Below are 14,753 nucleotides of genomic sequence, written 5' to 3'. Positions count from 1 at the left end.
GGGATCCTCGGGGTTACACTGGCACACAGGATGCCGTATCCGGTGTGAAAAGACCGTGAAAAGGTCGCTGACCAGGAGAGCAAAGCATGAAGATTTTGGTTGTGGAAGACAATCCTCAGGTAGCGGAAACCATCATGGATTATCTGGAGCTGGCGGGCCACCGGCTGGATTGCGCCTATCACGGCCAGGCCGCCCTGCAGTTGCTGGCGGAGCAGCGCTTCGACGTCATCATCATGGATGTCATGATGCCGCGCCTGGACGGCCTGAGCGCAGTGGCCCGCCTGCGCGAGCAGGGCATTGCCACCCCGGTGCTGTTTCTCACCGCCCGCGACAGCCTGGAGGACAAGCTGGCCGGCTTCAAGGCGGGGGGTGATGACTATCTGGTCAAGCCGTTCGCCATGGAGGAGCTGGAGGTGCGCCTGCAGGCCCTCAGCCTGCGGGGGCCGCGCGGAGACGTGGGAGCCATCAGCGTGGGCGAGCTGACCGTCGATGCCGCCAGCGGCCGCGCCACCCGGGCCGGGGTCGAACTCAAGCTGGGCAAGATCCCGTTCCGGATCCTCACCCTGCTGGCTCGCCGCGCCCCTGCCATCGTCAGCCGCCAGGAGGTGCTGGACACCGTCTGGGGGGATGAGGAGCCGGACTCCGACGCCCTGCGCAGCCACATCTATGCCCTGCGCAACGCCCTCGACAAGCCCTTTCCCACCCCCATGCTGGAGACCCTGCACGGCCAGGGCTACCGGCTGGTGACCCCATGAGCCTGCCGAGCCTGCGCCGTCGCCTGGTGGTGGCCCTTGGCGGCGCCGGCCTGGTGCTGCTGATGCTGATCTCGGGCCTGATGCTGGTGGCCGAGGACAAGATGGAGGAGCTGAGCCTGCGCCACTGGCTGGAGGCTGAGGTAACCCGCTACGGCGATGACTGGCTGCGCCTCGGCATGGCGGCGCCGGCGCCGAGCCCGCGCCAGTTCTCCAGCTACTGGACCGAGGCTGGCCGCCTGCCGGTCTGGCTCAGGCCCTACCAGACCCCCGGCTTTTTCGAGCATCAGCTGGGCGAGGAGGACAAGCACTTTCTGGTGGCGCGCCACCCCTCTGGCAAGGGGCTCCTCTATCTGGTGTTCAACGACGACGCCGACGACTATCTGGATCCTTACGAAGACAAACTGCATCTTGCCACCCGGCTGATCGGGCTGGCGCTTCTGCTCGCCTTCATCGGGTTTGGCATCTGGCTGGTACGCCACATTACTGGACCGTTGCAGCGGTTGCAGCAGCGGGTCGCCCACCTCACCCCGGATCAGGCGGACTTCGTGCCCGATGCACCCTGGCAGGAGCTGCGGGACATAGAACGGGCCCTGCTGACCGGCAAGCAGGAGGTAAGCGCCGTATTTGCCCGCGAGCAGGAGTTCAGCCGCTTCGCCAGCCACGAGCTGCGCACCCCTAACATGGTGATCCAGGGTTCCGCCGCCCTGCTCGGCAAGGTGACCGATCTGCCAGCCCCGGCGGCCCGCGCCACCGTCCGCATTCGTGCCGCCGCCGACGAGATGGCCCTGCTCACCGAAACCTTCCTGCTGCTGGGGCGCAAAGAAGAGGTGGAGCGGCCGCCACAGCAGGTGGCACCGCTGATCCGCCGGGAGCTGGCCCGCCTTGCCCCCTTGCTGCAGCGGGAGTCCCTCGATATCCGGCTTGAACTGGACGAGGCAAGCGAAGTAAACGCTCCCCTCTCCCTGCTCGCTATTGCACTTGGCAACCTCTTGAAAAACGCCCTCAGCTACGCCGAAGGCCATATCGAGATCGAGCTGCGCGGGCAGGTGCTCACCATCAGCAACCCGACGGCGGCGGCGCCGGATCAGATCCTCGGCTACGGCTGCGGCCTCACCATCATCCAGCGCATCTGCGAGAAGCTGGGCTGGCAGATAGAGACCCGGCTGGCAGAGGGTATCTTCAGCGCCCGGCTGGCGATGAGCCCATGAAACAAGAAGGCGCCCGAGGGCGCCTTCTCTTTATGCTGCCTGATGCAGCTTGTCACTCACCGCCCCTTACTCGGCAGGCTTGTGCTTGCGGCTACCCTTGAGCTCGAGAAACTCGATGATCTTGCCTGCCACATCCTTGCCGGAGGCGGCCTCCACCCCTTGCAAACCGGGGGAAGAGTTCACCTCCAGCACCAGCGGCCCGCGGGCAGAGCGCAGTATGTCTACGCCAGCCACATCCAGCCCCATGATCTTGGCGGCCTGCACCGCGGTAGCCCGCTCCTCCGGGGTGATCTTGATCGCCTCTGCGGTGCCGCCCCGGTGCAGGTTGGAGCGAAACTCCCCGGGCTGGGCCTGACGGCGCATGGCCGCCACCACCTTGCCGTTGACCACCAGGCAGCGGATGTCGGCGCCGTTGGCCTCGCGGATATACTCCTGCACCAGGATGTTGTTGTTGGTCTGGATAAAGGCCTCGATCACGCTCTCGGCGGCCTTCTGGGTCTCGCACAGCACCACGCCGATCCCCTGGGTGCCCTCCAGCAGCTTCACCACCAGGGGGGCACCGCCCACCATGGTGATGAGGTCCGGCACGTCATGGGTACTGTGGGCATAGCCGGTTACCGGCAGGCCGACCCCGTGGCGCGACAGCAGTTGCATGGCACGCAGCTTGTCGCGGGAGCGGCTGATGGCCACCGAACTGTTGAGGGCCAGAGTGTTCATCATCTCGAACTGGCGCAGCACGGCGGTGCCATAGGCGGTGATGCTGGCCCCAATCCGCGGGATCACGGCGTCATAACTCTCCAGCTCACCCCCCTCGTAGTGAATGGAGGGGTTGTGGGAGGCGATGTTCATGTAACAACGCAGGGTGTCGAGCACCTCGACCTGGTGACCACGGGCCTGTGCCACCTCGACCAGACGGCGGGTGGAGTAGTTTTTCGGCTCACGGGATAAAATGGCGATCTTCATGACAATTCCGCTAGAAGGCAGTGCCTGGGCAGGATGGGGCGGGAGAGTATAAGGTGCCACAGCGCCAAGACAACGCCAATTGTTTCTCCTGACAACAAGACAAACCGCACACAGAGCTCCTCGCCGCGACCATGGAAAACGACGGCTTCGGGCTGGCTGGTCCACCAGCCCGAGCATGCCGCCGTTTTTTGCCTGACGATCAGCCGGATTTCATCCGGCCTTTCACTCTTAGCCGATATTGGGGGCCAGCCAGCGCTGGGCCTCCTCCAGTGTCATCCCCTTGCGCACGGCGTAGTCCTCCACCTGATCCCGCTGGATCTGGGCCACCGCGAAGTATTTGCTGTCGGGGTGGGAGAAGTACCAGCCCGACACCGCCGCCCCCGGCCACATGGCGTAGGACTCGGTGAGCTGCATGCCGATGGCCTGCTCCACGTCCAGCAGCTCCCAGATGCTCCCCTTCTCGGTGTGCTCCGGGCAGGCCGGGTAACCGGGCGCCGGGCGGATGCCGCGGTAGTTCTCGCGGATCAGCTCCTCGTTGGAGAGCGCCTCGTCCGGGGCATAGCCCCAGTGCCGCTTGCGCACCTGCTCGTGCAGGTATTCGGCAAAGGCTTCGGCCAGACGGTCGCACACCGCCTGAATGAGGATGGCGTTGTAGTCGTCGTGCTCCGCCTTGTAGGCCTTGGCGATGGCCTCCTCGCCGATGCCGCCGGTCACCGCGAAGGCGCCGATCCAGTCCGGCTTGCCGCTCTCTTTCGGGGCCACATAGTCCGCCAGACAGTAGTTGGGGAAACCCTGCTTCTCGCTCTGCTGGCGCAGGTGGTGCAGCACTTTTTTCACTTCAGTGCGCGACTCGTCGGTGTAGACCTCAATGCTGTCCCCCACGGCGTTGGCCGGGAACAGGCCGACGATGCCGGCACAGCGCACGCTCTGCTCCTTCTCCAGCTGATCCAGCATGGCGTTGGCGTCGGCAAAGAGGCGCGTTGCCTCCTCCCCCACTACCTCGTCTTCCAGGATGCGGGGGAACTTGCCCGCCAGCTCCCAGCTCAGGAAGAACGGCGTCCAGTCGATGTAGGGGCGCAGCACCGAAATGGGCACGTTTTCGAACTTCTGCACGCCAGGCTCCCGGGGCGCCGGCGGCTCATACCCCACCCAGTCCAGCTGATGACGGTTGGCGCGAGCCTCCGCCAGCGTGATGGGGCGCGAGCGCGGCTGCTTGCGGGCGTGCTGCTCGCGGGCGATCTCGTACTCCTTGTCGATGCGAGCCACGAAGGCGGGCTTGAGATCCTCGCTCAACAGGCTCTGGGCCACCCCTACCGCGCGGGAGGCGTTGGAGACATAGACCACGGGCTCGGAGTAGTTCTGTTCTATCTTCACCGCGGTGTGGGCCTTGGAGGTGGTGGCGCCACCGATGAGCAGCGGCAGCTTGAAGCCCTGGCGCTCCATCTCCTTCGCCACGTGCACCATCTCGTCTAGGGACGGGGTGATGAGGCCCGACAATCCGATAATGTCGGCGTTCACTTCCCGGGCCGTCTTGAGGATGGTCTCGCAAGGCACCATGACCCCGAGGTCAACTATCTCGAAGTTGTTGCACTGCAGCACCACGCCGACGATGTTCTTGCCGATGTCGTGCACGTCCCCCTTCACGGTGGCCAGCACGATTTTGCCGTTGCTGGAGCCGCCCGATTTTTCAGCCTCGATATAGGGCTGCAGGTAGGCCACCGCCCGCTTCATCACCCGGGCCGACTTCACCACCTGGGGCAGGAACATCTTGCCGGCGCCGAACAGATCGCCGACTACGTTCATGCCGTCCATCAGCGGCCCCTCGATGACGTGCAGCGGCCGCTCGGCCCCGGCGCGCGCCTCCTCGGTATCCTCCTCGATGAAATCGGTGATGCCCTTGACCAAAGCGTGTTCCAGCCGCTTGCCCACCGGCCAGCTGCGCCACTCCTGCTCCCGCGGATCTTCCGCCTGGGCGCCGGCGCCGCGGTACTTCTCGGCGATGGCCAGCAGCTCTTCGGTCGCGTTGTCGTTGAGGTTCAGCACCACCGCCTCGACCTTCTCTTTGAGCTCGGCCGGGATGTCTTCATAGATGGCGAGCTGGCCGGCGTTGACGATCCCCATGTCCATGCCGTTCCTGATGGCGTGGTAGAGGAAGACGGCGTGGATGGCCTCGCGCACCGGCTCGTTGCCCCTAAACGAGAAGGAGACGTTGGAGACGCCGCCGGAGATCATGGCGTGAGGCAGGTTCTCCTTGATGTCCTTCACCGCGTCGATGAAGTCCACCGCGTAGTTGTTGTGCTCGTCGATGCCGGTCGCCACCGCGAAGATGTTGGGGTCGAAGATGATGTCTTCCGGCGGGAAGCCCACCTGATCCACCAGGATGCGGTAGGCGCGCTGGCAGATCTCGAACTTGCGGGCGCGGGTATCGGCCTGCCCCACCTCGTCGAACGCCATCACGATGACGGCGGCGCCATAGCGGCGCAGCAGCTTCGCCTGCTCGATGAACTTGTCCACCCCCTCCTTCATGGAGATGGAGTTGACCACCGGCTTGCCCTGCACGCACTTGAGGCCGGCCTCCAGCACCTCCCACTTGGAGGAGTCGATCATCACGGGCACCCGGGCGATGTCCGGTTCACCGGCGATCAGGTTCAAGAAGCGCACCATGGCCGCCTCGGCGTCCAGCATCCCCTCGTCCATGTTGATGTCGATGATCTGGGCGCCGTTCTCCACCTGCTGCTTGGCGACGTCCAGGGCCTCGTCGTAGAGCCCCTCTTTTATCAAGCGCTTGAACTTGGCCGAGCCGGTGACGTTGGTGCGCTCACCCACGTTCACGAACATGGATTCGGGGGTGATGATGAGGGGCTCGAGGCCCGACAACCGGCAGGCCACCGGCAGATCCGGCAGGACCCGCGGCTTGATGCCCGCCACGGCGTCGCTCATGGCACGGATATGGGCCGGAGTAGTGCCGCAGCAGCCGCCCACCAGGTTGAGAAAACCGCTTTGGGCCCACTCGCGGATATGGCCCGCCATCTCGGCGGCGTCGAGGTCGTACTCACCGAAGGCGTTCGGCAGACCGGCGTTGGGGTGGGCGCTCACGAAGGTTTCGCTGATGCGGGAGAGCTCCTCCACGTACTGGCGCAGCTCGTCCGGGCCCAGCGCACAGTTGAGACCGAAGGAGACAGGTTTGACGTGACGCAGCGAGTGGTAGAAGGCTTCGGTAGTCTGGCCGGAGAGGGTGCGGCCGGAGGCGTCCGTGATGGTGCCGGAGATCATCACCGGCAGGCTGTAGCCCAGCTCCTCGAACACCAGGTCCACCGCGAAGGCGGCCGCCTTGGCGTTGAGGGTATCGAAGATGGTCTCGATGAGGATGATGTCGGCGCCGCCCTCAATGAGGGCGTGGGTCGATTCGGTATAGGCGGCCACCAGCTGGTCATAGGTGACATTGCGCTTGCCGGGGTCGTTCACGTCCGGCGAAATGGAGGCGGTGCGGTTGGTCGGCCCCAGGACGCCTGCCACGAAGCGCGGCTTGTGGGGCTCTTTGGTGGTCCACTCGTCGGCTACGGCGCGGGCCAGCCGGGCCGCCTCCCGGTTGATCTCGCCCGAGAGATCTTCCATCTCGTAGTCGGCCATGGCGATACGGGTGGCGTTGAAGGTATTGGTTTCGAGGATATCGGCCCCGGCGGCGCAATACTGCTCGTGTATCTCGCGAATGACGGCGGGACGGGTCAGCACCAGCAGGTCGTTGTTGCCCTTGATGTCGGTGTGCCAGTCGGCGAAACGCTCACCTCTATAGTCCGCCTCGCCGAGCTTGTACCCCTGGATCATGGTGCCCATGGCCCCGTCGATGATCAGGATCCGCTCCTTGAGGCAGGTTTCCAGTTTCTTTGTTATGTCCGACTTCTGGTTCGGATCCCTACTTTGCCCACTCTTCGCCACGGCGCTTTCCTCTTACATCCATGCAACTGCGTAAGCAGCATCCTAACAGTAAACCTGGAAAATGGAAATCTAGCCGTCTATCAGTCCAAAATGGCCTTCATATACTCACTTGTGGGTAATGAGTAACATATGACCCGGGAGTACCCTATGGGCGTCCCGACAGGGATACGTGCTTGCTGTTTACAAACGAGAAAAAATAACTATGAGCGTCTACTACACACTCTGCTTCCTGGCAGCGTTGGCGATATTTATCGCCTTTGCCAACCAGTATGTCGTGAAGATCCAGACCACCATCGCCATCACCGCCGGCTCCATGCTGATCTCCGCGCTGATGGTGCTGTTCGGTAAACTGGGTTGGTTCAACCTGGAACCCCTTGCCGTCGAGACCATGAAAAGCATCGACTTCCAGAATTTCCTGCTCAAGGGGATCCTGGGCTTCCTGCTGTTCGCCGGAGGTCTTGGCATCAACCTCAAGGCGCTGCGCAGCCAGAAGTGGGAGATCACCATTCTGGCCATAGTCGCGACCCTGCTCTCCACCTTCCTCATCGGCTACGGCTTCTGGTTCATCGCCAAGCTGCTGGGCTGGGATGTGCCACTGGTCTACTGCATGCTGTTCGGTGCCCTGATCTCCCCCACCGACCCCATCGCCGTGCTGGCCATCGTCAAGAAGATGAAGGCGCCGCCCCAGATCTCCATCCAGATCGAGGGGGAGTCCCTGTTCAATGACGGTGTCGGCCTCGTCATCTTCGCCACCGTGTTTGCCGTGGCATTTGGCGGCGTCGAGCCCACCTTCGGCAGCGTGGCGGGTCTGTTCCTGCATGAAGCCCTGGGTGGCATCCTGTTCGGTGCCGTGCTGGGGGTCATCGCCCACGTGATGATCAGCGCCACCGATGACGGCTCTCTGGAGCTGCTGCTGACCCTCTGCATCCCGACCGCCGGCTTCGCCTTTGCCAACATGATCGGTGTCTCCGGCGCTCTGGCCATGGTGGTGACCGGCATCATGATCGGCAACTGGACCCGCCACTCCGGCTTCTCCGAGCAGAGCCGCCATCACCTGGATCACTTCTGGGAGTTGATGGACCAGTTCCTCAACGCCCTGCTGTTCCTGCTGATCGGTCTGGCGCTGGTGCTGCTGGATCTCGCCTGGCGTGACTGGATCCTGCTGGTCATCGCGGTGCCGCTCTGCCTGGCTGCCCGCTTCATCAGCGTCTCCCTGCCCTATGTGGCCTTCCGCCGTTTCCGTACCTATAACACCTTCTCGGTGCGGATCCTCACCTGGGGCGGCCTGCGCGGCGGTCTGGCCATGGCGATGGCCCTGGCACTGCCGTCCGGCGTCATGATGCTCCCGGAGCACGGCGTCGACCTGCGCCAGGTCATCCTGGTGATGACCTACTCGGTGGTGATGTTCTCCATCGTGGTGCAGGGCATGACCATCACCCCGATGATCACCGCAGCCAAGCGGGCAAGCGGCGACTACTGATTGCCGCCTGCCGCCGGGTTTTGCGACCCACTGGCACGCTGATAAAAAAATCCGGCCCCTCTACGGGGCCGGATTTTTATTTGGGCGCGAATTGCCGATGCCCTCAACAAGCGACGGCCGGTACCGACCGGGGATTGGCAGCGTTCTGGTTCAGCTCCGCCCTGAACTGCCCAAGGGGGATCGGCCGGCCAAACAGGTATCCCTGCTGATAGGTCACCCCTTTGGTCTTGAGGTATTGCGCCTGCGCCGGATGTTCTACCCCCTCGGCCACCAGGGAGAGGCCGAGGCGGGAACCCAGGTCGATCACGTTGTCGACTATGTGCTCGGAGAGGGACTCGGTCCCGATCCGGCTGATAAAGGACTTGTCGATCTTGAGGTAGTCCACCTGGAACTGCTGCAGATAACGCAGGCTGGAGTGGCCGGTGCCGAAGTCATCGATGGCCAGCCTGACCCCCAGCTCGTTGAGCCGTCTGAACAGCGACAGGGTCTGGGGATCGGCCACCAGCAGCTCCCGCTCGGTCAGCTCCAGCACCAGCACCACCTGGCCCGGCGCGAAATGAGCGAGGAAGCGGCGACACTCGGCGAGCAACCCGGCCTCGCGGCAGTGGGCCGCACTGATGTTGAAGCTGATGTGAAATCCGTGGGGCACCTGCTGGCGCTCCATGCCCAGCTCCCGGGCCACCTCTTCCATGATCAGGGTTGTCATCGGCACTATGAGGCCACTCGCCTCCGCCTGGGGGATGAAGAGATCGGGGCGGATCAGCCCGGCCGTCGGATGCTGCCAGCGCATCAGTACCTCGGCCCCCATCACCCGCTCGCCATCCGACGCCACCAGGGGTTGCAGGTAGGGCACGAACTCCTTGTTGCGCAGGGCGCGTTCCAGCTCGCTGACGGGTGAGCGGGGCCGTCCCAGCAACCACCAGATCAGCAGGGCAAAAGTCAGGGAGATGCCTGCCAGCAGCAGGGCCCCCCAGCGCTTCTCCTGCCACAGGGAGAGCCAGAGCGATGAGATTTCATGTCCCGCATAGATGGAGAGCGGATAGCGGGCGGAAGGGGTCTCGTGACTGGCCAGGGTGGGCAGGGCCACCTCCTTGTCGCTCAGCACCCCCTCGTCATCCAGCCACTGGCTCCCCACGTGAAGGAGCAACTTGCAGGGGCGACCGCTGATCACCAGCATGAAGCGCAGGTAGTCGCCATCTATGGTGCTGACCGCCGCCCCTTGCTCCTTGTTGTCCCGCAGGATCAGCAAGGGGTGATCGGCACGCACCTGGCTCCCCGACACCAGACGCAGGCGCCCGTCGATGTAATTTTCCTGCCGATCGGGCCAGCGGATGGGGCCAAACAGGGAGTTGCAGTAGGCCTCCTCCTCCCCCGCCAGATTGACGGTGCGCACGAAGGGTACCAGCGCTACCTGTTGGCGCAGGGCAAACAGGGCCCGTTCGCACGACTTGCCGAGGAAGGGCAGGATAGCCTGATTGGCTTCTTCCGCATGGGACAGCATGGTTTCCATCAGGGAGACCGCCTGTTTGGCGGACTCCTCGGACTGGCGTTCCAGGGTCTGTATATGGCTGTTGTACAACATCCAGAGACCCAGGGAGAAAGGCAGTCCGAACAGCAGCAGGGTACAACCAAGGCGTAGCCAGGGACGGGAGAAATCCAGGTTGGGCAACGTCATCGACATAAGGGCACCATACAGCGAACATGGCGACCCAACATAACAGGCGATGCTGAACTCAGGCCTAACGCGAACAAAGTTTGACCAGAGCGGAGCCAAAACAGCCAGCCCACTCTCCGCTTGCCAGAGCCCTTTAACTGGCGTTCACGCTGCGCTTTTCCCGTGCAGGAACAGGCGAGCTGGCGGGGATATCCCCTGACTGCAGCTCTTCGCAAAATTGCGGCAACGGCATGGGGTGGGAGTAGAGGAATCCCTGCAGAAACTGGACTCCCTTGCTCCTGAGATAGGCGGCCTGCTGCTCTGTCTCGACCCCTTCCGCCACCAGGGCGAGGCCTAGACGGCTCGCCAGATCGATCACGTTGTCGACTATGTGCTGGGAGAGGGATTCTGTGCCTATCCTGCGGATAAATGACTGATCTATCTTGAGATAATCCACATGAAACTGCTGCAGGTAACGCAGGCTGGAGTGGCCTGTGCCAAAGTCGTCGATCGCCAGCCTGACCCCCATCTGATCCAGCTGCTGGAACAGGGAGAGCGTCTGGTTATCCGCCACCAGCAGCTCCCGCTCGGTCAGCTCCAGCACCATCACCACCTTGCCGGGGGCAAAGTGATCGAGAAAAGTGCGGCATTCGCTGAGCAGGGAAAAGTCGTGGCAGTGGGCCGCACTGATGTTGAAACTGATATGAAAACCATCCGGCAGCTGCGTCTGTATCCGCCCCAACTGGTTCGCCACGCTTCTCATCATCTGGCTGGTCATGGGCACGATAAGGCCGGATTCCTCCGCCTGGGGAATGAAGAGATCGGGCCTGATCACTCCCTCGGTGGCATGGTGCCAGCGCATCAGCACCTCCCCTCCCATCATGCTGCCGTCGTCACTGGCCACCTGCAGTTGCAGATAGGGGACGAATTCCCTGGCACGCAGGGCCCGTTTCAGCTCGTCATTGGGGGAACCCGGGCGGCCCAGCACCCACCATACCAGCCAGGCAAGCAACAAGGCGCTGGCGGCCAGTGACAACAACGCCAGCTGACGCGCCTCCCAGAGTGACTGCCAGTAGTGGGGAATGCTGTAGCCTGCGTAGATGGCAAAGGGGTAGCGGTCGGAGGAGAGCCTGAGGCTGGTACTGCGCTCCAGCCTGGGGGCATGGTCCAGATAGCGGCCAGACTCGTCGATGCTGGCCGAGCCCACCTGCAGAAACAGGACGTCGGGCTTGTCTCCAAGGGAGAGCATGAAACTGAGCAATGAGCTGTCGACGGCGCTGAGAGCGGCATCCCTGCCCTGTTCGGTGCGCACCACCAGCAGGGGGTGGTTCTGCCTTACCTTGTTGCCGCGCATCAGCAGCAACTTGCTATCGAGATAACGGGAGCCATCATCGACTTCGCTGACAGCCCCGAACAACGAGGTACAGCTGATCACTCCATCATTGACCAGGTTGACCGAGCGCAGGAAGGGCTCCACAGCTACTTTCTTGCGCAAGATCAGCAAATTACGTTCACAGGGGGCCGCTACAAACGGCAGCACTTCCCGGTTGACCTGTTCCGCACGATCCAGCACCTCTTCCATCAAGGTAATGGCCTTGTGTGCCGAAGCTCGGGAATCGGCTTTAAGATCATACAGATAGTTGCTGTGAACGATCCAGCCACCGACCAACAGAGGGAGGGAGAACGCCAGCAGCGTGCTGCCGATGCGCAATCTAGTACGGGAGAGATCCAACCGGAAAAGAAACATAAAAAACCACGCCACAAGCTGTCAGGCCTGCCCAGGCAGACGCTGCACTAGACCAAGAGTCGGGTTACACAGGTAACGATGACACATCGCTACCGCTCATAACCGAATAACATAACGCAAAGCGTTTATAAAACGAACCGATGAAACTGTGACCAGATCACACTTGTACCAGCCGCTCCCGCAGCAAGAGGCCCCCATAGAAACGAATAATGCCGCGTCGGGACGCGGCATTATGGTTTATTTCCGATACGGACTCCGGTGAAGAGCGGTTATACCGCTTGCTGCAGGATCACCGCATCGGCCTTCTTGGTGTAGGAGGCGATCTCGTTGAAGTTGAGGTAGCGATAGGTGTCGGCGGCAGTGGCATCCAGCGACTTGGCATACTGCAGGTACTCCGCCACGGTCGGGATCTTGCCGAGGATGGCGGCAACCGCAGCCAGTTCGGCAGAAGCCAGATAGACGTTGGCACCCTTGCCCAGACGGTTCGGGAAGTTGCGGGTGGAGGTGGAGACCACGGAGGCCCCTTCCGCTACCCGCGCCTGGTTGCCCATGCAGAGGGAACAGCCCGGGATCTCGATGCGGGCACCGACGCGGCCGAAGATGCCGTAGTAGCCCTCTTCGGTCAGCTGATCCTTGTCCATCTTGGTGGGCGGGGCGATCCACATGCGGGTCGGCAGCTCGCCCTGGTACTTCTCGAGCAGTTTGCCGGCGGCGCGGAAGTGGCCGATGTTGGTCATGCAGGAGCCGATGAACACCTCGTCGATCTGGTCGCCGGCCACGCTGCTCAGCAGGCGGGCGTCGTCCGGATCGTTCGGCGCACACAGGATGGGCTCCTTGATGGTGGCCAGATCGATCTCGATGATCTCGGCGTACTCGGCGTCCTTGTCCGCTTCCATCAGGGTCGGGTTGGCCAGCCACTCTTCCATCCCCTTGATACGGCGGGTAATGGTGCGTACATCGCCGTAGCCTTCGGAGAGCATCCATTTGAGCATCACGATGTTGGACTTCAGATACTCGATGATCGGCTCTTTATCCAGCTTGATGGTGCAACCGGCGGCGGAACGCTCGGCGCTGGCGTCGGCCAGCTCGAACGCCTGCTCCACCTTCAGGGTCGGCAGACCTTCGATCTCGAGGATACGGCCGGAGAAGATGTTCTTCTTGCCCGCTTTCTCGACGGTCAGCAGCCCTTTCTGGATGGCGGCGTAGGGGATGGCATGGACCAGGTCACGCAAGGTGATGCCTGGCTGCAGCTCGCCCTTGAAGCGCACCAGCACGGATTCCGGCATGTCCAGCGGCATCACGCCGGTGGCGGCGGCGAAGGCCACCAGACCTGAGCCCGCCGGGAAGGAGATGCCGATGGGGAAACGGGTGTGGGAGTCACCACCGGTACCCACGGTATCCGGCAGCAGCATGCGGTTCAGCCAGGAGTGGATGACGCCGTCACCCGGACGCAGAGAGACACCGCCGCGGTTCATGATGAAGTCCGGCAGGGTGTGGTGAGTCTGCACGTCGATGGGCTTGGGATAAGCCGCGGTGTGGCAGAAGGACTGCATGGTCAGGTCGGCGGAGAAGCCGAGGCAGGCCAGATCCTTCAACTCGTCGCGGGTCATCGGGCCCGTGGTGTCCTGGGAGCCGACCGTGGTCATCTTGGGTTCGCAGTAGGTACCCGGACGAATGCCCTTCACGCCGCACGCCTTGCCTACCATCTTCTGGGCCAGGGTGAAGCCCTTGCCGGTGTCGGCGACAGGCTGCGGACGACGGAACACGGTGGAAAACGGCAGACCCAGCGCTTCGCGTGCCTTGTCGGTCAGGCCGCGACCGATGATCAGCGGAATACGGCCACCGGCGCGCACTTCGTCGATCAGCACGTCGGTTTTCAGTTCAAACTGGGCCAGCACCTCTTCGGTGCCGTGTTTGCAGATCTTGCCCTGGTAGGGGTAGATGTCGATCACCTCGCCCATCTCCAGTTTGGAGACGTCTACCTCGATGGGCAGGGCGCCGGCATCTTCCATGGTGTTGAAGAAGATAGGAGCAATCTTGCCGCCAAGGCAAACACCGCCGGCACGCTTGTTCGGCACGAACGGAATGTCGTCGCCCATGAACCAGAGCACGGAGTTGGTGGCGGATTTGCGGGAAGAGCCGGTACCGACCACGTCACCCACATAGGCGAGCGGGAAACCTTTCTCTTTCAGCGCATCAATGGTCTTGACGGGGCCGACCACGCCATCCTTGTCCGGGGTGATGCCGGGACGGGCATTTTTCAGCATGGCCAGGGCGTGCAGCGGAATGTCCGGACGGGACCAGGCGTCCGGCGCCGGAGACAGGTCGTCGGTGTTGGTCTCGCCGGTCACCTTGAAGACGGTGACGGTGATCTTGCCGGCCAGCTCGGGACGGGAGAGGAACCACTCGGCATCGGCCCAGGATTGCATCACCTGCTTGGCGTGGGCGTTGCCCGCCTTGGCCTTCTCTTCCACGTCGTGGAAGGAGTCGAACATCAGCAGGGTGTGGGAGAGGCCCTTGGCAGCAAGAGGGGCCAGCGTCGCGTCATCCAGCAGGTCGATCAGCGGCTGGATGTTGTAACCCCCCTGCATGGTACCGAGCAGCTCGACGGCTTGCGCGGCAGTCAGGATGGGGGAATGGGCCTCGCCCTTGGCGACGGCGGTGAGGAAACCGGCCTTCACGTAAGCCGCTTCGTCAACGCCAGGGGGAATTCGGGAGGACAACAGCTCTTTCAGAAAGTCTTCTTCGCCGGCGGGCGGATTCTTGAGCAACTCGACCAGGGCGGCGACTTGCTCAGCATCCAGAGGTTTGGCAACTATGCCCTCGGCGGCACGTTCTGCGACGTGTTTACGGTAAGTTTCAAGCACGACTAATTCCTCTTTGGTCTTTTTTTGGGGTTCGCCCACGCTCGCGGCGATCGTCCTTGCGGGACACCCTGTAGGTGTGCTCCCCACTATATAAGTTTTAACGACTAATTAAAATCCAAACGCTGTTTACTTATTCACCACAA

General features: G+C 62.7%; 8 protein-coding genes. 3 read left to right on the top strand and 5 right to left on the bottom strand.

Annotated features, from left to right (window positions below; all coding sequences use genetic code 11):
• Positions 1–86 precede the first annotated feature (86 nt).
• Positions 87–755 (top strand): response regulator transcription factor, encoded by a 669-nt coding sequence (locus tag ACB028_RS13445; protein WP_026458199.1) that lies wholly within the window; start codon positions 87–89, stop codon positions 753–755.
• Entirely contained in the window at positions 752–1,963 is a 1,212-nt protein-coding gene (locus ACB028_RS13440) for a sensor histidine kinase (RefSeq protein WP_371144488.1), read from the top strand. The genes ACB028_RS13445 and ACB028_RS13440 overlap by 4 nt, the downstream gene beginning before the upstream one ends.
• A 66-nt stretch (positions 1,964–2,029) precedes the next feature.
• On the opposite strand, the gene rimK is transcribed toward ACB028_RS13440, so the two are convergent.
• Positions 2,030–2,926 (bottom strand): 30S ribosomal protein S6--L-glutamate ligase, encoded by an 897-nt coding sequence (gene rimK, locus ACB028_RS13435; protein ID WP_042025107.1) that lies wholly within the window; start codon positions 2,924–2,926, stop codon positions 2,030–2,032.
• A 228-nt stretch (positions 2,927–3,154) separates the two neighbouring features.
• On the bottom strand, positions 3,155–6,862 hold the full coding sequence (gene metH, locus ACB028_RS13430) for a methionine synthase (protein ID WP_371144487.1): 3,708 nt from the start codon (positions 6,860–6,862) through the stop codon (positions 3,155–3,157).
• 202 nt (positions 6,863–7,064) lie between these two features.
• Between metH and ACB028_RS13425 the strand changes: the two genes are divergently transcribed.
• The gene (locus ACB028_RS13425) at positions 7,065–8,342 is read left to right on the top strand and encodes a sodium:proton antiporter (RefSeq protein ID WP_026456942.1); all 1,278 of its coding nucleotides are present in this window, start codon (positions 7,065–7,067) and stop codon (positions 8,340–8,342) included.
• A gap of 103 nt (positions 8,343–8,445) precedes the next feature.
• Here the strand turns inward: ACB028_RS13425 and ACB028_RS13420 are convergent, their stop codons facing one another.
• The 3 genes from ACB028_RS13420 to acnB all read right to left on the bottom strand — a co-directional run bounded on the left by ACB028_RS13420 (position 8,446) and on the right by acnB (position 14,610).
• Entirely contained in the window at positions 8,446–10,023 is a 1,578-nt protein-coding gene (locus ACB028_RS13420) for an EAL domain-containing protein (RefSeq protein WP_216993578.1), read from the bottom strand.
• Positions 10,024–10,150: 127 nt separating this feature from the next.
• Positions 10,151–11,743 carry an EAL domain-containing protein gene (locus ACB028_RS13415; protein WP_371144486.1) on the bottom strand — a complete coding sequence of 531 codons (1,593 nt, stop codon included), beginning with the start codon at positions 11,741–11,743 and terminating at the stop codon, positions 10,151–10,153.
• Between the two features lie 269 nt (positions 11,744–12,012).
• Entirely contained in the window at positions 12,013–14,610 is a 2,598-nt protein-coding gene (gene acnB, locus ACB028_RS13410; RefSeq protein WP_371144485.1) for a bifunctional aconitate hydratase 2/2-methylisocitrate dehydratase, read from the bottom strand.
• Between the last annotated feature and the right edge of the window lie 143 nt (positions 14,611–14,753).

This window comes from Aeromonas sp. S9(2024), assembly GCF_041403185.1.
GTDB lineage: Bacteria > Pseudomonadota > Gammaproteobacteria > Enterobacterales > Aeromonadaceae > Aeromonas > Aeromonas enteropelogenes.
The sequence above is the reverse complement of the archived record's forward strand: the minus strand, read 5'-3'. Positions and strand labels throughout refer to the sequence as shown.